Origin of the sequence: Pseudoalteromonas ardens (assembly GCF_030125445.1) — a bacterium.
GTDB lineage: Bacteria > Pseudomonadota > Gammaproteobacteria > Enterobacterales > Alteromonadaceae > Pseudoalteromonas > Pseudoalteromonas ardens.
The window spans coordinates 293,130-313,910 of record NZ_JASJUV010000006.1 but is presented as its reverse complement, the minus strand read 5'-3'; the positions used below and the strand labels follow the sequence as shown (position 1 = coordinate 313,910).

The 20,781-nt window shown below is 46.8% G+C and carries 19 protein-coding genes; 16 read left to right on the top strand and 3 right to left on the bottom strand.

The genetic code is table 11. The features are described from left to right. From flgG to QNM19_RS18590, 16 genes are all read left to right on the top strand, one after another. Window positions 1-789, top strand: a complete 789-nt coding sequence (gene flgG / locus QNM19_RS18665) for a flagellar basal-body rod protein FlgG (RefSeq protein ID WP_010385605.1) — start codon at window positions 1-3, stop codon at window positions 787-789. A gap of 15 nt (window positions 790-804) precedes the next feature. Further along, window positions 805-1,494, top strand: coding sequence for a flagellar basal body L-ring protein FlgH (flgH, locus tag QNM19_RS18660; RefSeq protein WP_049865760.1), 690 nt, complete (start codon window positions 805-807; stop codon window positions 1,492-1,494). A gap of 11 nt (window positions 1,495-1,505) precedes the next feature. Beyond that, window positions 1,506-2,600 (top strand): flagellar basal body P-ring protein FlgI, encoded by a 1,095-nt coding sequence (locus tag QNM19_RS18655; RefSeq protein WP_058797713.1) that lies wholly within the window; start codon window positions 1,506-1,508, stop codon window positions 2,598-2,600. 102 nt (window positions 2,601-2,702) lie between these two features. Further along, window positions 2,703-3,668 (top strand): flagellar assembly peptidoglycan hydrolase FlgJ, encoded by a 966-nt coding sequence (flgJ, locus tag QNM19_RS18650; protein ID WP_049865761.1) that lies wholly within the window; start codon window positions 2,703-2,705, stop codon window positions 3,666-3,668. A 1-nt stretch (window position 3,669) separates the two neighbouring features. Continuing rightward, complete coding sequence (gene flgK / locus QNM19_RS18645; protein ID WP_284027070.1) at window positions 3,670-5,682, top strand: flagellar hook-associated protein FlgK; 2,013 nt, start codon at window positions 3,670-3,672, stop codon at window positions 5,680-5,682. Between the two features lie 2 nt (window positions 5,683-5,684). After that, a complete protein-coding gene (gene flgL / locus QNM19_RS18640) occupies window positions 5,685-6,920 on the top strand; it encodes a flagellar hook-associated protein FlgL (RefSeq protein WP_058797716.1) in 1,236 nt (411 codons plus the stop codon). A gap of 364 nt (window positions 6,921-7,284) precedes the next feature. Further along, window positions 7,285-8,247: a flagellin N-terminal helical domain-containing protein gene (locus tag QNM19_RS18635; RefSeq protein WP_049866364.1), complete on the top strand. Its 963-nt coding sequence runs from the start codon at window positions 7,285-7,287 to the stop codon at window positions 8,245-8,247. A gap of 531 nt (window positions 8,248-8,778) precedes the next feature. Further along, on the top strand, window positions 8,779-9,744 hold the full coding sequence (locus QNM19_RS18630; RefSeq protein WP_125563897.1) for a flagellin N-terminal helical domain-containing protein: 966 nt from the start codon (window positions 8,779-8,781) through the stop codon (window positions 9,742-9,744). A gap of 163 nt (window positions 9,745-9,907) precedes the next feature. Continuing rightward, window positions 9,908-10,870 carry a flagellin N-terminal helical domain-containing protein gene (locus QNM19_RS18625; protein WP_058797719.1) on the top strand — a complete coding sequence of 321 codons (963 nt, stop codon included), beginning with the start codon at window positions 9,908-9,910 and terminating at the stop codon, window positions 10,868-10,870. Between the two features lie 82 nt (window positions 10,871-10,952). Next, a complete protein-coding gene (locus tag QNM19_RS18620; RefSeq protein ID WP_010385619.1) occupies window positions 10,953-11,384 on the top strand; it encodes a flagellar protein FlaG in 432 nt (143 codons plus the stop codon). 24 nt (window positions 11,385-11,408) lie between these two features. Continuing rightward, on the top strand, window positions 11,409-12,815 hold the full coding sequence (gene fliD / locus QNM19_RS18615; RefSeq protein WP_284027069.1) for a flagellar filament capping protein FliD: 1,407 nt from the start codon (window positions 11,409-11,411) through the stop codon (window positions 12,813-12,815). A gap of 9 nt (window positions 12,816-12,824) precedes the next feature. Next, window positions 12,825-13,253, top strand: coding sequence for a flagellar export chaperone FliS (gene fliS / locus QNM19_RS18610; protein ID WP_010385621.1), 429 nt, complete (start codon window positions 12,825-12,827; stop codon window positions 13,251-13,253). Then, window positions 13,228-13,539 (top strand): hypothetical protein, encoded by a 312-nt coding sequence (locus tag QNM19_RS18605; RefSeq protein ID WP_237113748.1) that lies wholly within the window; start codon window positions 13,228-13,230, stop codon window positions 13,537-13,539. The genes fliS and QNM19_RS18605 overlap by 26 nt, the downstream gene beginning before the upstream one ends. A gap of 18 nt (window positions 13,540-13,557) precedes the next feature. Beyond that, a complete protein-coding gene (locus QNM19_RS18600) occupies window positions 13,558-15,639 on the top strand; it encodes a motility associated factor glycosyltransferase family protein (protein ID WP_284027068.1) in 2,082 nt (693 codons plus the stop codon). A gap of 5 nt (window positions 15,640-15,644) precedes the next feature. Continuing rightward, window positions 15,645-16,973 (top strand): DUF4910 domain-containing protein, encoded by a 1,329-nt coding sequence (locus QNM19_RS18595; RefSeq protein ID WP_049865173.1) that lies wholly within the window; start codon window positions 15,645-15,647, stop codon window positions 16,971-16,973. A gap of 2 nt (window positions 16,974-16,975) precedes the next feature. Next, entirely contained in the window at window positions 16,976-18,352 is a 1,377-nt protein-coding gene (locus QNM19_RS18590) for an FAD-dependent oxidoreductase (protein ID WP_049865172.1), read from the top strand. Here QNM19_RS18590 and QNM19_RS18585 read toward each other — a convergent pair. The 3 genes from QNM19_RS18585 to QNM19_RS18575 form a co-directional block, all read right to left on the bottom strand. After that, a complete protein-coding gene (locus tag QNM19_RS18585; protein WP_049865171.1) occupies window positions 18,349-19,338 on the bottom strand; it encodes a GNAT family N-acetyltransferase in 990 nt (329 codons plus the stop codon). The two genes, QNM19_RS18590 and QNM19_RS18585, sit on opposite strands and share 4 nt — an antisense overlap. Next, window positions 19,328-20,005 carry a class I SAM-dependent methyltransferase gene (locus QNM19_RS18580; RefSeq protein ID WP_049865170.1) on the bottom strand — a complete coding sequence of 226 codons (678 nt, stop codon included), beginning with the start codon at window positions 20,003-20,005 and terminating at the stop codon, window positions 19,328-19,330. The genes QNM19_RS18585 and QNM19_RS18580 overlap by 11 nt, the downstream gene beginning before the upstream one ends. A gap of 64 nt (window positions 20,006-20,069) precedes the next feature. Then, window positions 20,070-20,780 (bottom strand): nucleotidyltransferase family protein, encoded by a 711-nt coding sequence (locus QNM19_RS18575; RefSeq protein WP_049865169.1) that lies wholly within the window; start codon window positions 20,778-20,780, stop codon window positions 20,070-20,072. Window position 20,781: the final 1 nt, after the last annotated feature.

Sequence of the window (20,781 nt, the reverse complement as noted above, 5' to 3'; positions counted from 1 at the left end):
ATGAACCCAGCATTATGGATCAGTAAAACCGGCCTTGATGCCCAGCAAACTGATATTTCGGTGATTTCAAATAACCTGGCGAATGCCAGTACCGTTGGCTACAAGAAAAGCCGCGCAATATTTGAAGACTTACTCTATCAAAATATTAACCAACCAGGCGGCCGTTCTTCTCAGGATACCGAGCTCCCATCGGGCTTGATGCTGGGTGCGGGTGCCAAGGTGGTGGCAAACCAGAAAAACTTTTCGCAAGGTAATATGCTGAGCACAGAGAACTCACTGGATTGGATGGTTCAGGGACCGGGTTTCTTCGAAATTCAGATGCCTGACGGCACCATTGCGTACACGCGAAACGGCCAGTTTACTACTGATGAAGAGGGACGGATTGTTACCTCAGGTGCAGGCTTTCCGGTACAACCTGAAATGAACGTTCCGGACAATGCAAATTCCATCACTATTTCTCAGGATGGTGAGGTTTCTGTCAGTATCCAGGGAGAAGCAGCTAATACGGTAATCGGTCAGCTAGTTATAAGCGATTTTATTAACCCGTCTGGTCTTGAACCAATTGGTCAGAACCTATACACCGAAACTGCCGTCAGCGGTGCGCCAGTGCAGGGGAACCCGGGTGTCGAAGGACTTGGCTCTATCGTTCAGGGGGCGTTGGAAACTTCAAACGTTAATGTCACCGAAGAGCTGGTCAATTTGATTGAAACACAACGGGTTTACGAGATGAACTCGAAAGTAATTAAGTCGGTTGATGAGATGCTCAGTTACATTAATCAGCAGCTTTAAAAGATTGGGGGTAGTATGGACAAGTTACGTACACTTGGCCTGGTAGCGGCAGGCTGTATAGCACTCAGTGGTTGTACAACAACGCAAAATAAAGATGTTGAGCGGGACGATCCTTACTACGCGCCTATGTATCCGGAAGCGGAAGCAGCGCCGGTTGTAGCTACAGGCTCGCTATTCAATGCTTATGCCAACGATCTTTACTCAGATAAGAAGGCACTTCGCACCGGTGATATCATTACTGTTGTACTTAGAGAATCGACTCAGGCTTCAAAGGCGGCCAACTCTAAGCTGGATAAAGACAGTGAGGTGGATATCGATCCTATACTGGGTTTAGGCGGTGCAGCGGTCAACTGGGGGAACAAGAGCATTCAGCTGGATGCAGGTTCGAATTCATCATTTCAGGGCGATGCGCAGGCCAACCAGTCTAACAGCCTGATTGGTAACATCTCAGTGAATGTGATGCGGGTTCTACCAAATGGTAACCTGGTGATCCGAGGTGAAAAATGGCTGACACTAAATACTGGAGAAGAATTTATTCGTCTCGAAGGGCTCGTCAGACCGCAGGATGTGAATGCCGATAATACGGTAGAGTCAAATCGTATTGCCAATGCGCGTATTCAGTACTCAGGTAAAGGCGATACGCAGGAAGTGCAAAGTGCAGGTTGGCTGACTAAGTTCTTTATGAGCGCCATTATGCCATTTTGAGGAAGCAAACTATGAAATTATTTAATGTGCTCGTGCTAACTATGGCACTTATCGGCAGCCAGTTTGCGCAAGCAGAGCGTATCAAAGACGTGACTATGGTTGAGGGAGTTCGTTCAAACCAACTGGTTGGTTATGGTCTGGTAGTGGGCTTACCGGGTACAGGGGAGCAAACTCGCTTTACAGAGCAAAGCTTCAAGGGCATGTTAAACAGCTTTGGTATTACCATGCCGGCAAACCTTAAACCGAAAATTAAGAATGTGGCAGCAGTGGCCGTGCATGCAGAGTTACCAGCTTTTGTGAAGCCTGGTCAAACTATTGACGTCACCGTGTCATCTATTGGTAGTGCGGGCAGTTTGCGTGGCGGGACTTTGCTGCAAACTTTCCTGAAAGGTGTGGATGGCAATGTGTATGCGATCGCTCAGGGCAGCATGATTGTGGGTGGTTTGGGTGCCGAGGGGCTGGACGGCAGCCGGGTCGTGATTAACACGCCTACGGTTGGTCGTATTCCAAATGGTGGCACGGTTGAACGTGCAGTCAGAAGCCCGTTCACTCAGGGAGATCACATTACTTTTAATCTGAATCGGCCCGACTTTACAACCGCTAAGCGTTTGGCCGATACAATTAATGATCTGGTTGGCCCACAAAGCGCGCAAGCTATGGATGCTGCTTCTGTACGTGTCATTGCACCTCGCGACCCTTCTCAGCGTGTTGCTTACTTATCGACTCTGGAAAACCTGGAGTTCACACCAGCAGATACGTCAGCCAAGATTATCGTCAACTCACGCACAGGTACCATTGTTATTGGCAAAGAAGTGAAACTGCAGCCAGCTGCGATTACGCATGGTGGATTGACGGTGACCATTGCTGAACAAATGAATGTGTCTCAGCCACAGCCTTTGACAGAAGGTGAAACGGTAGTGACGCGTCAAAGCATTGTCGATGTTGATCAGGATGATTCACGGGCATTTGTATTTGACCCTGGTTCAAGCCTGGATGATTTGGTCCGTGCAATTAATGCAGTGGGCGCAGCACCTGGCGATTTGATGGCGATACTGGAGGCACTGAAAGAAGCTGGTGCAATACATGGTCAATTAGTCGTCATTTGATGCTTCTTTTATAATCAATTAGTTAGCCCCATTTTATGGGGCTTTTTTTTGGCTCAATAATTGCATTGTTATTGGTTATGTATATTGATGTGATTTCGAGCAATGAATACTGATCCGACTCGCAACCAAAGTTTCTATGACTTAACTGATCTGAACTCGTTAAGACAGGACGCACTGAAAAGTACCGGAGACGCCAATGCCTCTGAAGAAGCGTTGCGCAAAGCGGCTCAGCAGTTCGAGTCAATTTTCACTCAGATGATGTTGTCCAGCATGCGAAAGGCCAATGAAGTTCTGGAGGATAAAGATAGTCCGTTTAATTCCAGCAGCGTGAAATTTTATCGTGACATGCATGATCAGCAGATGTCTATGCAACTCTCCAGTGAGGGGAGTCTGGGCCTTGCTGATCTGATTGTGCAGCAATTGTCGCCTAATCGGGATGGGTATATGCCCAGTTCTGTACTGCGCACCGGCGCGGAGCTGCAAAGCGATCGGATTGCTAATGGTGAAGCAGGGCAGCACAAAGCAGAAAAACAGCCTGAAGTGACCGAAAGTGCATCTAAAGAGGTGCAATTCGATGATCCTGAGTCATTTGTTAGCCAGCTTTGGGAGCATGCTAAGTCAGCGGCCGCCAAGATTGGCCTGAATCCAGCTGTGATGGTTGCTCAGGCTGCACTGGAAACAGGCTGGGGCAAGCACATCATCGCGCGCCAGGACGGTGAAAGCAGTTTAAACCTGTTTAACATAAAAGCCGATAAGCGCTGGCAGGGTGACAGTGCCAGTAAAATGACGCTGGAGTTTGAGCAAGGTTTACCAGTGAAAAAGCAGGCGAACTTCAGAGCGTATGATTCGCTGAAAGATAGCATCAATGATTATGTCGATTTCCTGCAGTCCAATCCTCGTTATCAAGAGGCCTTAACTAAGACAGACAATCCGGACCAATACCTGGATGCCCTGCAACAGGCAGGGTATGCAACCGATCCAGATTATGCAGAAAAAATTAAACGTGTGTTGGACAGAGGAGAATTTCAGTCCATGTTGTCAGCGTCAGTGCATCAGGGAGTAAATTAAGATGTCATTTAATCTTATGAATATTGGTACATCCGGGGTCAGAGCCAGCTCTGAATTACTCCAGACGACCAGTAAAAACATCGCAAACCTGAATACCAAAGGTTATGTTCGTGAGCGGACTGAACACACCACTATGGTCAATAACCAGGTGGGACGTGGCGAAACCGTACGCTTGCTTAATGAGTTTGCCCAAAAGCAGCTTAACCGGGACCTCTCGAGCGAGGCTTATTATGAACAGTTTGTGACGGAAGCCACCCGGGTTGATACCTTGTTTGGTGAAGAGTCTAATAACCTGAATCAGAGCATCAACTCGTTGTTCAATAATATGCAGGAAGCGATGAACTTACCTTCTTCAACGGTTGCGCGTTCCCTGTTTTTGACGGATGCCCAGAATTTAATTGATCAAATGGACCGGTTATCCGGTATCGTGTTTGACCAGAGCAATATCGTAAATGAGCAATTGTCGATTTATTCTGATGAGGCCAATAACCTGATCCAGAAGATCAGTGATATGAACACCCAAGTTGCGGCGCTCAATGGTAACAACAGTGATGGCAGTGGCAGCTCCTTGCTGAATCAACGAGATCAGGCCATCAGAGATCTGGCTGAACTGGTAGACATCGAAACCCTGGATGGCAGGAATGGTGAAAAACTCGTTTTTCTTGGCTCCGGGCAGTCTCTGGTCATGGAAAATGGTAGTTTTAATCTCTTCTCAATGGATGGTGACCCCGATCCGAACCACAAAGCACTGACGCTGGATGTCACCGCTGGTGCTGCTGTAGCGTTAGAGGTAGATCATGTCAGTCTCAGAGGTAAGATTGGTGGCCTGATGGCATTTCGTGATGACATTCTGGTGCCAGCACAGACGCAGCTCGGTCAAATTGGACTATCGCTTGCAGATGCTTTTAACCAACAAAACCAATTGGGTATGGACCTGGATGGTAATCTAGGCGGCAATATATTCACGCTACCAACGGTCGGTGGATATCCGTATGAAAGCAATACCAGTACCGCACAGTTAACGGCTACGGTTGAGCCCGGTAAAGGTAAAGAAGTTCCGGCGACGGATTTCAGAGTCACTTATACCGCAGCAAACACCGTGGAAATTGCAGCGGTAGACAGTAAGGGCAATGTTCAGGGAACGCCCGTAATGGCAAACGTGATTGGCGGAGTGATCGATTCAAACTCCGTTGCGGCAGGTGTCGACATGTTTGGTTTGCAAATGAACCTGACAGGCACCGCCAATGTGGGGGACAGCTTTCTGGTTAAGCTTAACTCGGGTACTGCGGGTAATTTACAACTTGCAACGGATCGGCCTGAAAGTTTAGCACTGGCTTCGCCAATCAGGACGGAGACTGCGGCTAGTAATGTGAGTACGGCAACCATCTCTGTAGGCTCTGTCACCGATACAGATCCTGCTACGAGTAATTTTGCAGCGGCACCACCGAGCCTGACCAATGGCACAATCACACTGACTAAAACGGCAAACGCCAATGAATATCAGATCGTTGATGGCAGTGGTACTAATACTTTCACCATTACACCGCCAGCTGAAAACTTGCTTGCCCAGGCGGGTGGTGCGTATGCCAGCTATGGCTTCGATTTTAATATTGAAGGGACGCCAGCGACGGGTGACACATTCACCATTGAGTTTAATACCGGCGGTTTTGATGATAACCGTAATGGCCTCGAGCTGAGTAAGTTACAAAGCGCGGAGCTGGTGCGTCAGAATGTGGTGACGACTGCAACCGCAGATAACCTGAAAACCTTTAATGAAGCGTACGCCGGACTGGTAACGGAAATTGGTGTTGTGGCCAATCAGGCCAAAACCAATGGTGCGGCTTACGAAGCACTGGCAGCTCAATCTGAAGCCTGGTATGAATCTATGGCGGGCGTTAACCTGGATGAAGAGGCAGCAAATTTGCTTCGTTTTCAACAATCTTACTCAGCAGCTGCGCAAGTACTTACCGCAGCAAGAACTGTGTTTGATACCTTATTAAGTGCGGCGAGGTAATTATGCGTTTATCTCAAAATATGATGTATCAGAATAACCTGAACTCAATTCTCGATAGTCAGCAAGATGTGAATAAAGCCATGCAGCAGGTTAACACGCAAAAACGTGTATTAACCGCATCAGATGATCCTTCTGCAATGGCACGGGCTTTGTTGTACACCGATAGGATCCAAACCAATGAGCAATATACAAAGAACCTGACTATGCTCAAAGGCCGTCTGGATACGCAAGAAGGTGTACTGGATAATATCAAAGATTCTTTGACTCGCGCTCTGACGCTAACGGTCCAGGCAGGTAACGGTTCTTTGGTGGATGTAGACAGAGCATCTTTGTCTGAAGAGCTAAGTGCTATACAAACCGCGGTGCATGACCTGATGAATGCGAAAACGGAAGATGGCCGATACATTTTTTCCGGTTATCAGGATAACACTGAAGCCTATTCGTACAACAGTACACAGCAGCGTTATCAATACAATGGTGATCAGGGGCAGCATAAAATTAAGGTTGCCGAAGGGGTTGAAATTAAATCCAGTGATAACGGGTTTGATGTTTTTGAGAGCGTACCAACACGGCTCAATGTGGCCTCCAATACTGCGACTGTGTCGGGGGGAGTCGTGAGCTCGGATGTGTATGTAACCAAACAAGGACCATTTGACCAATTTCATAAAGCCAATTATAACCCAGACCCAACAGCGCCAGCCGGCTCGAATACATTTAGTCTAGTACTCACAGCGGGCACACCCAATACCTATTCTTTACAGCAAGGTGCAACGGTATTGGCAACGGGTAGCTATGAAGAAAATCACATCGAGGTCGAAGGCATGGAGTTCAGCTTTACGGGGAATGCGCCCGCGCAGATTGACTTTGATCTTGAAGCGCCAGAGCGAGATAACGTACTCAATATGCTGGATGACCTGGTTACGGCATTGAATGACACGACACTTAGTGAAAAAGATTATCGTCAGGTACTAGCTGATTCGATGATTGGTATAGATAACGCAAAAAACCGCGTTTCACAGACTCAGTCTGGTCTGGGGGGCAGGCTCAACACCGCAACGCGTATCACCGATGCGAATGCTGACCTGGATATTAACAATAAGATTGCAAAAGCAGAGCTGGTCGAGCTGGATATGGCCGAAGCCATTACCGATCTGACCAAACATGAAACTGCACTTCAGGCATCGCAGGCCACCTTTGGTCGATTGTCTAATCTGTCTTTACTCGACTACATCAGGTAATCCGTCCTGGAAGCGGCTTTTAGGGTTTACCCCTGCCGCTTCCATTTTCCCTCTCTTTTATTCAATTTAGATTCTAACCTGCTCACTTTTATAGACTTTGTTGCAGTGCTTCAGATTTATTTGGGTAGTTTAGGGTGGCAATTTATTTCCCGCTTTATGCCGCTTTAGAAATTAAAAATCTTTAATAAACAAAAAGATGAGATTTTTTTAGAAAAATTTCTAAAGTATTTTTGCCGCTGCCCGATAACTTAAGTAACCAAGCCGGAGAGTGAAAACAAACCTCGAAGGCTATGAGAGAAAGTTTTAGAAGTTTGAGAGTGGGCACTTACAGAGTAAGCACTCAGATTATAGTGGGAGAATCACCATGGCACTTTATGTAAATACTAACGTAAGTTCATTGAATGCTCAAAGACAATTAAACAATTCAGGCAACTCGCTGGATGTTTCCTTCAAGCGTTTATCATCGGGCTTCCGTATCAACAGCGCTGCTGACGATGCAGCAGGTCTACAAATTTCAGACCGTTTGACCTCACAAATCAACGGTTTAAACCAAGGTAACCGAAACGCAAACGACGGTATCTCGCTAGCGCAAACCGCTGAAGGTGCGATGGACGAAGTTACCTCAATGTTCCAGCGTATTCGTACCCTGGCACAACAAGCAGCAAACGGTTCAAATACAGATGAAGACCGTTTGGCAATTCAGGAAGAAATCCGCTCACTGTCTTCTGAGGTGAACCGGGTGGCAGCAGATACAACCTTCGGTGGTCAGAACCTTCTGGATGGTACTTACTCTGCAAACTTCCAGGTTGGTGCTGACGCAGTACAAACCATCGGCTTCAGCATGCAAAATGTTGCCGGTACAACCAACGATATGCAGGCAAATGGTGGTTTCACACTGTCTGGTATCGCAGGTATTGCAAGTGGCGTAACCGGTGTTGCACTGAGTGCGACAACTGAAACCATCAGTACAAACATTGGTACTGAGGCAGATGCGAAGGTTTTCTCTAACGTATTTACTGAATCAGGTATTTCGGTATCATCTCAGGCAAATGCGCAGGCAGTATTAGCTGGTATGGACAACCTGATTGCGGTTGTTGATAAGAAGCGTGCAGAGCTAGGTGCGGTACAAAACCGCTTCCAGTCAACGATTCGTAACCAGTCTAACATTTCTGAGAACCTGTCAGCTGCAAAATCACGTATCAAAGATACTGACTTTGCTCAGGAAACTGCAAGCTTGACTAAAATGCAGATTCTACAACAGGCGAGTCAGACAATCCTGAGTCAGGCTAACCAGCGTCCTCAGGCTGCACTAAGTCTACTGGGATAAGTTAGGTAGGAAAACAGGTGCCCGGACTTGATGGGGTATTAGCCAGGGCACCCAATTGGATGATAAAGCGGAGGAGCTTAAATCCAATTACAGTTCATCAAAACAATGAACACGTTAATATTAGCACTTTCCGTGCCAATATTATGAAAAAATATTGACACCCACTCTCAAACTTCAAAAAAGAGGCCTGCCAGGCCTCTTTTTCTTTATACTTATTATTTAGATACGTGGGTAGCTTGGTACTAAAATACCATTTAGTACACCTGAAAGGCCCTTCCTTTTTAGGCATTTCACCGATGTTCGTTCTATAAGCAGTATAGTTCAGTTCACAAGATTACGATTCCAAGACTCGATTTTCACCTTGTCAAAATTTATTGGCACATACCTTGCTTTATTCATTCCAGAAGAAATTAAGTTTGTACAAGCGGCATTGGATTGCCCCTTCACTGAGCTCCGGCCAGTGATAACAATTGCCTCCTTGTACACCAATGAACAGCTCAATGCTGAGCATTTGTATAGAGAGAGTGAATCATGGCTTTATTTGTAAATACCAATGTCAGTTCCATTAATGCGCAACGACAACTACAAAATTCCGGTGTTGAGCTGGATACGTCCTTCAAACGTCTATCTTCTGGTCTGCGGATCAACAGTGCGGCAGATGATGCAGCAGGTTTGCAAATCTCGGACCGACTACAATCACAGATCCTGGGCCTTAATCAGGGCAACCGAAATGCTAACGACGGCATCTCACTTGCTCAGACAGCTGAAGGGGCAATGGATGAAATTACCTCTATGTTCCAGCGGATCCGGACTTTGTCACAACAAGCGGCCAACGGCTCAAATACGGATGAAGACCGTCTGGCAATTCAGGAAGAAATTCGTCAGTTGGCGGCAGAAGTTAACCGGGTTGCCAGTGATACCACGTTCGGTGGTCAAAACCTGTTGGATGGCTCTTACTCAGCTAATTTCCAGGTAGGTGCTGATGCGGTACAAACCATTGGCTTTAGTATGCAGTATGTGGGAGCCACGACTAACTCTATGGCTGATAATGGTGGTTTTACCCTGTCTGGTGTCGCCGGCGTTGCCAGTGGTGTGTCGGGTGCCGCACTGAGTGCGACGACAGCAACCATTAGTACTAACATAGGTACTGAAGCGGATGCGAAAGTGTTCTCGAATGTCTACACTGCGTCAGGTATTTCTGTTTCGTCACAGGCCAATGCTCAGGCAGTTATGGCGGGAATGGATGCGCTCATTGCGGTTGTGGATAAAAAACGGGCTGAGCTGGGTGCGGTACAAAACCGATTCCAGTCGACGATCCGAAACCAAGCGAATATTTCAGAGAACCTGGCCGCTGCAAAATCTCGAATTAAAGATGCGGACTTTGCGATGGAAACAGCTAAACTGACTAAAAACCAGATCCTACAACAGGCCAGCCAGACTATACTAGGTCAGGCAAACCAGCGTCCGCAGGCGGCTCTGAGTCTGTTACAGGGTTAATAACACAAAAAAAATAAAATAATTTGCAAATAAGGCTAAAGCTTTCGCTTTATCAGTCGATAGCGGATTTAGAGAACTATAAATCTAGGACTCTAAATCATCGCTGCTGGCAGGGTAGGGGTATCCCGTCTCAGCGAGTTATATTGATAAAGCGGAGGCTATTATGGCTTTATATGTAAATACCAATGTGAGTTCATTGAACGCACAGCGGCAGTTAAATAAATCCTCAGGAGCGTTAGATACGTCTTTCCAACGCCTATCATCGGGTTTGCGCATTAACAGTGCAAAGGACGATGCTGCAGGTATGCAAATCACCAACCGTCTGAACGGTCAAATCAACGGTCTGAATCAAGGTATCCGAAACGCAAACGATGGTATCTCACTGGCGCAAACCGCAGAAGGCGCGCTGGACGAAACCACTCAGATGTTTCAACGGATCAGAACACTAGCGCAACAGGCGTCTAACGGTTCAAACACCGATGAAGACAGACTGGCACTGCAAGAAGAAATTCGCTCTCTTTCAGAGGAAGTAAACCGGGTTGCAGCTGACACCACCTTTGGTGGTCAGAATCTGCTTGATGGTACGTACGACGCGAACTTCCAGGTAGGTGCCGACGCGGTACAAACCATCGGCTTCAGTATGCAAAACGTTGCCGCCACAACCAACGATCTACAAGCCAACGGTGGGTTTACTTTGTCTGGTATTGCGGGTATTGCCAGCGGTGTAACCGGAGTTGCATTGAGTACCACTACAGAGACCATCAGTACGACGGTAGGCGCAGAAGCAGACGCTAAAGTGTTCTCCAATGTGTTCACTGAAGCGGGTATTTCGGTGTCTTCACAGGCTAATGCACAGGCAGTATTGGCTGGCATGGACAATCTGATTGCGGTTGTGGATAAAAAACGTGCGGAACTGGGTGCGGTTCAAAACCGATTCCAGTCAACCATTCGTAACCAGTCGAATGTTGCGGAAAACCTGACCGCTGCACGTTCTCGTATTCAGGACACCGACTTTGCTGCAGAAACGGCAAGTTTGACCAAGATGCAGATCCTGCAACAGGCAAGTAGTTCAATCCTGAGTCAGGCTAACCAGCGTCCTCAGGTCGCCCTGTCGCTCTTAGGCTAAGAATAGTGTAACGTCAAGTTTGCATGAGAAATCGCGAAACTTGGCGTATACTTACAGTTAGACTAGAGATTGGAGGTGTATTGTGAAAGAGATTCAGGCAACATTAGGGCTTGGCTCGAATAATGCGGTGCTCACTCCTGGTCAAATTAAGCCTGAGGAAAGTGCAGAGACGCTCCGGGCTGTTGAGAAGTTAACCAAATTGGTTGATAACCCTTCAGTGCGGGCTCAGGATAAGCAAAAGGAAGAAGCTGACCCTGATGCACAGGACAAATTATTCGCCCAGGTGAAATCTGATCTGGCAAAGCTGAATGACTTTATACCGGTCACGGCAACCAATTTGTCGTTTGAGTTTGATGATAAAGGTAATCCGCCTTTCATCAGAGTCATCGACAAAGGCAATGATGAAGTGATCCGGGAAATTCCTTCAGAGGAATTTCGCGAAGTTGCTAAGGCTTTGGAGGAATTTGCCGATAAAGTATCAGGAAAAGGTTTGCTGTTTGACAGGACAGCATAAATGAAAGTGAATTGGAGGTAGCAAATGCCACTTATAACGTCTGCAGGCGTCGGCTCAGGTCTGGACTTGGAGAGTATTATTAAAGCATCGGTTGATGCCGAAAATATTCCCAAGATGCAGGCCTTCGTCAAGAAAGAAGAGTCTTTGAAAGTCGAGCTCTCTGCCTTGGGCGAGGTTAAGTCTGCTATCTCCAAACTCAATGACACAGTTAAAAAGTTAGCTGACCCTGAAAACTTTGGTAAAAGGGTCGCTAATATCACTCAGCCTACGTCTGGCGATATCATTAGCGTGACACCGACGTCGGAAATTTCAGTTGGTAACTTTGATATTGCCGTCAAACAATTGGCACAGGGGAGCCGTGCCGTTTCGGCTGATGGTGCTTACACGTCAATTGACGATGTCGTGAGTGCCACCGGAGGGACGTTAACGTTTGGCGCCGGAGCCGATAATAGCTTCACGCTGGATGTGACAGCGGGTATGACGCTGGGTGAATTACGAGATGCGATAAACGCGTCTGACACAAACTTTGGCGTGACAGCCAACATAGTAAATACCGGTACTGCAGCAGGGTCAAAGTTGATATTGACATCTAATGTTAGCGGTACAGGCAATGACCTGACCGTGACGAATGACAATGCAGAGCTGGATAAAGTATCGATTGGTACCACTGGCGGGATGACCATTGCCACAGACGATGCTGCGCGTAACTCAATCATCACGGTTGATGGTTTGGAAATACAAAGTGATACCAACACCTTTAAAGACGCGGTCCAGGACATGACCATCAAGGCGCTGGCAAAAAGCGAAGGGAATGATACCGATGGTTATGACACAGCAAGCTTGAATGTTGACTACGATAGAGATTCAGTGAATACGCTGATTGATGAGTTTATCTCGAACTACAACAACCTGATTGGGAATATCGGTTTTCAGACTCGGATTGGTAAACCGCTAAATGGTGACTCATCGATGCGGACGCTGAGTGACCAGTTAATAACTACTTTGTCCACCAATCTAACCGATGCGGGTCCATTTGAAACTATTTTCGATATCGGCTTAGGGGTAGACAATGATGGCTACCTTGAAAAATCGTCATTAGTACGTAGTCTTAATGATGCAATGGATAGTAACTTTGATGATATTGGCACAGCGTTTGCAGGAGATAATGGTGTCGCCAAGCAGCTAGAGTCGTTGCTTGACAATTATGCAAGCTCGAGCGGTTTGATTAAAGATCGAGAAGATGGCCTAAACGGCCAGCTTAGCGATTTAGAAGACGATGTGGAGAATCATGAATTTCGCATGGCGTCTTTAGAAGAGAGATTACGAAAGCAGTATGCTGGGCTGGATGTGTTGATTGCCCAGATGCAGCAGACACAATCTTATTTGGGCGCTCAGCTCGCGAATTTGCCAGGGTTCACCAAGTCTAAGTAAGGAGCCATTATGTACAACGCAAGAGTTAAAAATTATCAGAAAGAAGCACTGAAAACACGTGTGGCCGGTGCTGATCGGTACGAAATTATTCAAATGCTAATGGCTGGCGCAGTAGAGAAAATGGTACTTGCCAAAGTATCAATTGAAAAGCGTCACCTGGAAGCAAAAGCAGAGCACATTTCAAAAGCATCTGCTATCTTAGAAGCACTTCGCGGCTGCCTGGATTTTGAAGTGGGCGGAGAAGTGACCGAGAATTTATACGCATTATATTCTTATATGATTGACCGGCTACTGGATGCCAGCATTCAGAATGATCCGGCGATTATTGACGAAGTGTCAAATCTGTTAAAGGAAATTAAATCAGCCTGGGATGCTATCCCTGTCGACGTTCGTCAGCAGACATTGAATGACAATGGCGCTGATGCTAATGTCGGTTAACTTTGCGGATATAGAAGCATCTTTAGAAGCGGTAGATGCGGCTTGCCAGGCTGGCGAGCTTGAAGAGGCACAGCGCCTTTTTAAACAGTTTGACGAGCAACTCCGCTCAACATTAACAAACGACATGCTAGCTGAATCAGAAACAATTCAGCAGGCTGCGTTCACGCTTTTTAATCATATCCAGACACTCACCGCCACACTACAGCAAAATAAAATGACAGTCGCAAAAGAGCTGTCGCAGTTTGTTGGTAACCAAAAAAAGATCAAAGCGTATAAAAGTACTTAATACGACATTGGCTGATGTATGAACAAAGACCCCATATCACAACAACTAGAGTCCCTCAGTGAAAAACTCTCAGAAACAACAGCGCACCAGGCTCGCGAGGCGAAATTCGCAGAAGAGGCCAATGTGCGTTTTAGCAAAAACCTGCAGAGTTTTGAGAAATACTATCCAGACATTGCTAAGGCAATTAATAATCACAGTGTTCGCGACGGGTTTTGTCTCCATGTGACCACATCCGGACATGGCAATTTTGTCCCGAAAACCAGTAGTGCCCCCATCTATTCTCAGTCGCCGATAGAGCAAACCACAGAACAAGTTGAGAGACAACTGCGTAAGCCCGTTTTGAGCCTGACCGATTACACGGGATACGGCCAAAATCAGGAAGATGATCGCTTGCATGTTCGCTACATGACTGAGCTGACAAAACTGATGATTGATATCCGCGAACGGGCAGCAGCTCCGCTCAGTACAATGCCTGATCACTTTCCAAGTGCCATTATCTTTGGCATTGGCTTGGGCTATCATGTACCCCTGTTGCTTGAGCGGACTCAGTTCGATTACATTTTTCTGATTGAACCTGACTTTGAACAGTTTTTTGCAAGTCTGTTTTGCACTGACTGGTTCCAGGTTATTGCAGATATCGATGAGCAGGGGGGGTGTTTATTCTTCCATTTAGGGGTAGATCATAGTTTATTTATTCAGGACATAGAAAAGATAGCTGAAGATGTGGGGGCATTTGCCCTGGTGCGAAGCTTTTGTTATCAACACACGCCCGGTAATGAACTTAATACGCTTATTAAGCAATGGGCTAAAGATTACTTTCGATTTCAGTTTGGGCATGGTTTTTATAATGACGCCGTGACAGGACTGGCGCATGGAATCCATCATATTCGTAATAAGGCGGCCTGGTTAACCAATACAGCGCAAGATTTGGATAAAGATACACCGATATTCATTATCGGGAATGGACCATCATTAGACGAAGCCGAAGCCTTTATTAAGCGTAATCACAAAAAAGCCATTATCATTGCCGCGGGAACCTCTATTGCGACGTTGCATAAAAAAGGGATCCCGGTTGATTTTCATGTGCTGGTTGAGCGACCTTATTCAAACTATAAGATTTTTGGGGAAATAGTCCCACCGGAAGTGTATGAGAATATCAACCTGGTTGGTCTTAGCACGCTATACCCTGATACAAATCATAGATATAAATGGTCGGGCATTGCCGCAAAAGGGGCTGAAGCAGGGACTTCTCTGTTGGATATCCTGGCATTACAGCACCTATCGCAGACCTTACCGAAAATTCCATATTGTAACCCCGTGGTTGCCAACGCGGCGTTATCGTTTGTGTTATATCTCGGGTTTCGCAATGTGTATCTGTTTGGGGTAGATAACGGTAAGGCCCCAGGTGGTGCACATCACAGTAAAGACAGTATATATCGAGCACGGAATGAAGATACTGAGGATGAGGGCCATTGTCACCTCGAGATTGAGGGACACACCTTACCTGCCAACTTTGGTGGCCATGTCCTGTCAAATGACCTGTTCATGATTGCTCATGCCCAGTTAGAAAAGTTACTTAGATATTATGATGTCACGACATGCCTTAATGTGGGCAGTGGCGCAAAAATTGATAAAGCAATGGCAGTGCACGCAGAAGATCTGCTCGATATTGAAGGTGACTATGATACTGAGCGACTGGTTGAGCAAATAAAAGCTGAGTGTTTTAGCACATTTCCACTCGATGATGTCAGTGAAGAGTCGATTGCGCTGGAGGGGCTTAAAGAGTTGACTGAGCATATTTGCAGTATTGCCAGTGAACCTGTGACAAGTCGTCGCGAAGCTGCTGATCAGCTTAGACGTCAAGCTCGCTATTTAAACGCTTACAAACAGTCGAAATGGGGCCACTTGTTTCATGTGATCAAAGGGTCGTTATTATACTACCATTGCCCACTGATAACCTTGTTGTATACCTATGAAGATGAAGCTTTCAGCCTTGAACAGTATCAACGGTTAAATGAGTTATGGATGAGTTATATCAAAGAAATCTATACACATTTTTGTGATCATTACACTGAGAAGTGTGATCTGGGACTGGAGTAACTGAAGTGTCGTATCAAGAAACAGAAGCGTTTTATAATGACCTTTACGATGAGCTGTTTCCTATCCTCAGATCGATCACTGGTCCCGGGCTGAGGCAAAGCTACGATATTTTTGGTCGATACCTGCCTCTGGAGCGCTTGTCGATCCCTACAGGCACCACACTGTTTGACTGGCAGGTTCCGCAGGAATGGCACTGCGATGAAGCGTATCTGCTAGGACCGGATGGTGAGCGTGTGGCGGATATGCACAGGCTTAACCTCGAAGTGGTTAATTACTCAGAGCCTGTGGATGCCACACTGTCTCTGGAAGAGCTGCAATCTCATTTATACAGCTTACCTGAGCTGCCAGAAGCGGTGCCGTATGTAACCAGTTATTATAAAAAGCGCTGGGGTTTTTGTATTAGCCAGTCTCGCCGCGAGCAGCTGAAGCCAGGCCAGTATCGAGCAGTGATCAAGAGCCGTTTTGTCGATGGGCATCTGGACTTAGCACAAACGGTACTTGAAGGTCAGTCTGAGCAGGAGGTGTTGCTTAGCTCCTATTTGTGTCATCCATCAATGGCTAACAATGAACTCAGTGGTCCGCTAGTTTTACTGGGCCTGTATCACAGGATAAAGCAGTGGCCAAATCGTCGCTATACGTACCGATTCATGTTACACCCCGAGACCATAGGAAGTCTGGGTGTGCTGCATTTGATGCAGGATCATTTTCGCCAAAACTTGGTGTCAGGATTGGTATTGAACTGTTTAGGGGGAGACCCTCAGGAGTTGGTGTTTAAACATAGCCGCAATGACAATGGGTTACTAGATAAACTCTTGTATCACCTGAGTGAACAAGGTCATGGCCATAGTAATATCCCATTTAGCCCGCTCAGTGGCTCTGATGAGCGCCAGTACAATGCGCCTGGCTTCCAGTTCCCCGTATGTTGTGTGAGCCGCAGTTTTCATACTGGTTATAAGGAATATCACACCTCATTGGATAATAAATCGTATATGGGGATCAAACCACTACTGGATAGCATTGATAAGCTTGAAAAGATTTTCCTGGCGTTTGAGCAAAGTGCGTGCTTTGAAAACACGCATCCCTATGGCGAGCCTAATCTTGGTAATAGGGGATTGTACCCGACATTGAGCTTTTTTAGTGAAGAGCGAACTCGTCAGCTGGATGAACTTAATCACATTAAGATGCTGTTGTGTTACAGCGATGGGCATCATGACACCATAGATATCGCAGGTAAGTACAATCAATCTGTCACGGATTTTGCAGGTGCAATCAGTAAGCTGGAGGCGCATGGCTTGTTAAAAATGTTGCCACCCCAGAGTCAATTGGAGGCGTAGTTATGGCAAATAATCAGGCAGTTGTAGTGGGCGGCGGCATTTGTGGCATGGTTGCGGCTGTGCTTTTAAAACAACGTTTTGATCAGGTGGTATTGATTGAGCAGGCCGATACTGTGGGCGGGTTATTTTGCTCTGTTAAAGACAACTCTGGCGCTGCCTATGACATGGGCTCACACATTCCCAATGCAACAGGTGTCGCGGAGCTAGATGAAATCTTGTTCGCAGATACGGATACTGACAGCTGGCATAAAATTGCCAGGTTGTGTTCAGGGAACTACTTTGCAGGTAGCTGGGACTTGAACAGCCCATTTCCGGATGCATCTAAACTCCCACAAGATATCTATCAGAAGGGCTGTGGAGAGCTTATCAATCATACCGACTTGCCAGAATCAGGCTTGATTTATGAGTATTGTGCTAATTCACTGGGAATTGTCTTCACAGAAAGCATTGTTGTGCCGATATTACGTAAACTGTATGGGCAGGATGCGCCTCTGAAGAGCCTTACTATGGCTGCTGGGTTATTTGGTTTTACCCGCATTCTGGCGTTGCCAGCGGACGTGACTGCAACTCTTAAGCAGCTACCGGCCTTTGATGCCAAGCTGGGATATCAGCGAGAATCTGATTTTCAACAGCGCAAAGCACAGGATAACCTGAGTGAGATAACTTACTATTACCCGACGACCGGAGAGGGAATTGGTTACTGGGTTACGCAGCTACAAAAACGTGTAGAGCAGGCTGGTGTTGAAATCATCACATCAGAACGCGTTGCACAGATAGTTCACCAGAACAAAAAGGTGACAAGTTTGACCCTGGCGAATAGTGAACGTACTTTGACATGCGACTTTCTATTCTGGAGTGCGCCTCCTTTTATCGCGCTGAGCGCAATGGGGTTGACGCCAGCCAGAGGTCAGGTGACCTTGCGTACCGCGCTTATTTTCCACCTCAACTTTGACCTGCCTTTGCTGGACAACAAGTCACATTACTTGTGGGTCTGGGATGCGAATAGCGCTATTTTTCGCCTGACTTTGTATCCTAATTTAACCGGGCAAAGTCAACATCATCATTTATCCGCCGAAATACTATGCAGTCCTGACGAGGTAGAGTCCTTTACGGAATCTGAGATCATCGAACAGCTTAAATTGATGGGCATCGTCGATCCGCAAGCACAATGTGTCAGCGGGCAGACTCAGGTGATTAACAACACCTTTCCTGTACCAACTACAGAGTTCCAGGCTGTCAATCAACAGAACTACGAGACCTTGACGGGGTGTGTTGATAACGTCGTTGTATCGGGTCGTTTTAGTGGTAAGTGCTGGCGTCAGGCAGAGGTGCTGGTTGAGGCGTACGAGTCAATTATGCGGGCAACCGACGCAAATTAAGCGTCGGTTTTGTCCAGCCGGATGTGAAAATAAGGCTCGACATTGCCACCAAAGCTTAACTTGAACCAGCCCCGCTGGGGACTGTTAATGCCTTCTAAGTCTAACTTTGACACGCCTTTTTGGGCAAGTAGCGGAAAAGCTTGCCATAACACGGCTGTACCCGTATGGCTATCGCGCATTTCTGGGTGATTTGCACCATAAAAATAATAGGCTGTATCCCCATGGAGTAAGTAGGTCGCAAAGCTGCCGATTTCCTGGTTACTGGTGTGTGCCTCATACATACAGAGCAGGCCCTGTTGTGCCAGGCTTTTTATTCTCACCGCGAGTGCATCCAATCGAGCTGGGTTAATTTCAATGCCCTGGCGCGCCATGGTGAGTCCGTAATAGTGAGCAAATAAGGTAAAGTCCTGCGACTCACTGAGCGTAACCTGTTTCTTAATACCGTAGCGGATCTCCTGCCGCCTTGACACCGAGCTATTGCTATAGTTGTCGGAGTGCTCAAGTGCTGACAAAGGAGTAGTGAACTCGTCCAACTCAAGCACAGACGTGTAGCGGGGTGTTACAGCATACTTAGGGCCATCGTTGTGATAGTTAACCCATAAAAATGCGCGAATGTCCTGGATAGCCGGGTGTAGCTTCAGGGTCACCTGAGCATAGCGGTCGGCAAGGTACTCAGCAATATACTCTTGTGCGGCAAATAATTCCGAATGACGCTGAGCGCGATTCAGGTGAGCGATATTGCGATGCATAATCCCGTCATGGATCACATCATGATGACCGATGGCACGTTGTTCATGCTCATCTACGATAAGCAGCACCGCGGCAATTTTCTCTTTGCCCTTACAACAGTAATAAGCGTGATACTTAACGTCCAGCAAAGCGAGAAACTGGCTGTGAACAAACGGGGTGCCATGGGGGGAAGTTGCAATGAAGCTGTCCCAATCTTGGTCCAGCTCACATGGTTCGAGACTAAACTTATTCTTCATGAGCGGGCTTTTTTAGTACCATACTCCATGCCGCATGGACGCCATCGCTGCCATACTCACTAGATTGAGAGTGGCTGAGGGAGACTATCTCAAATTTTGATACGAGCTGGTGGATAAGCTCAGCATCGAAAAAGTTGACATTGCCGACCCCTGCAAACGGCCCCCAGGTGTAACCTGTTTTGGTGTACTGGTCGATTGACTCCGGCGCTTTTGCATAGTCTGAGTGCTCAGTACTAAACCAGTCTGTGATTAACAACACGCCACCAGGTTTGAGGGTGTCGTATGCCTGGTCCAGATAGCGTTGAATGCTATTGACAGGGTTGTGCACGGACGCCCCTCGATCGACAATTAAATCGAATTGTGCCTCAAAGGGCCAGGGTTGCGTAAAGTCACCTGCGTACAAGTTGTTGGCGATGTCTGTGAAGCGGCTTTTCAGCTCGCCGATGATGAAGTCACTACCATCGATGCCATACACGGTTGGACAATAAGACAGAAAAAACGGAAAGTTCGCACCCGCGCCACATCCTACTTCCAGAATTGTGAATGTTTCATCGCCGTCTCTCAGGCGTGTGTTACGCAGGGCACCACTTACAATTTCACTCCATGGCCATACGGACATGTGTTGATTATTGCGATACAGTTGATCCCAGTTTTGACAAAATGACATATAAAAATCCTTCGAAATAACTATGCTGTTGTTAAGCAAGGTTTGAGCCAGTGTAGTTATTAAATTAGCGCAATTGGCTCACCAAGCTTTGCGCCTGAATGTAGCTTTCAGGGGTGCCGATATCAATGTAATGGTCGTCTACAAGCCAGCCCTGGAGCTTATTAACCATATTTGGCACGATATCCACACTTAGCTCATAATGATGATCCGGTGTTAAGTGAGAAAAGTATTTGTCGTATACCGTTGGACCAAATATAAACAGGGCGCCACTGGCGAGGTTTCCTGGCGGATTGACAACTTTCTCGTGAAATTCACGGACAACCTGATGCGCATCCAGTTTTACAATTCCACAACTTTGTGGCGTTTGAGTTTCAAAGAGTAACAGTGTTGCATCTGTATGTGCCTGACGTTGTTGGTGTGCCTGAAGCATGGCCTGAAGCGGGCTGAGACAGTAATTATCGGCATGAATAACCATGCACGGCTCGCCACGCCAGAAGGTGTGGTTGCGGATCAGGGTACCGGCTGTGCCAAGTAGCTCTGGCTCATAGCTCAGTGTGATGCGTGCTTTGTGAGGGTGGGTTGCGACAAAAGCTTCAACTTGCTCACTAAAATAATGGGTATTGATGAGAATGTCGCTTACCCCCAGATGAACCAGTTTATCTATCCAAAGGCCCAGCAAAGGTTGTTCATTAATGGGAACCAGACATTTTGGTGTTGAGTCGGTGATCGGTTTTAGGCGCGTACCTAATCCTGCTGCGAGTAAGATGGCTTTCATT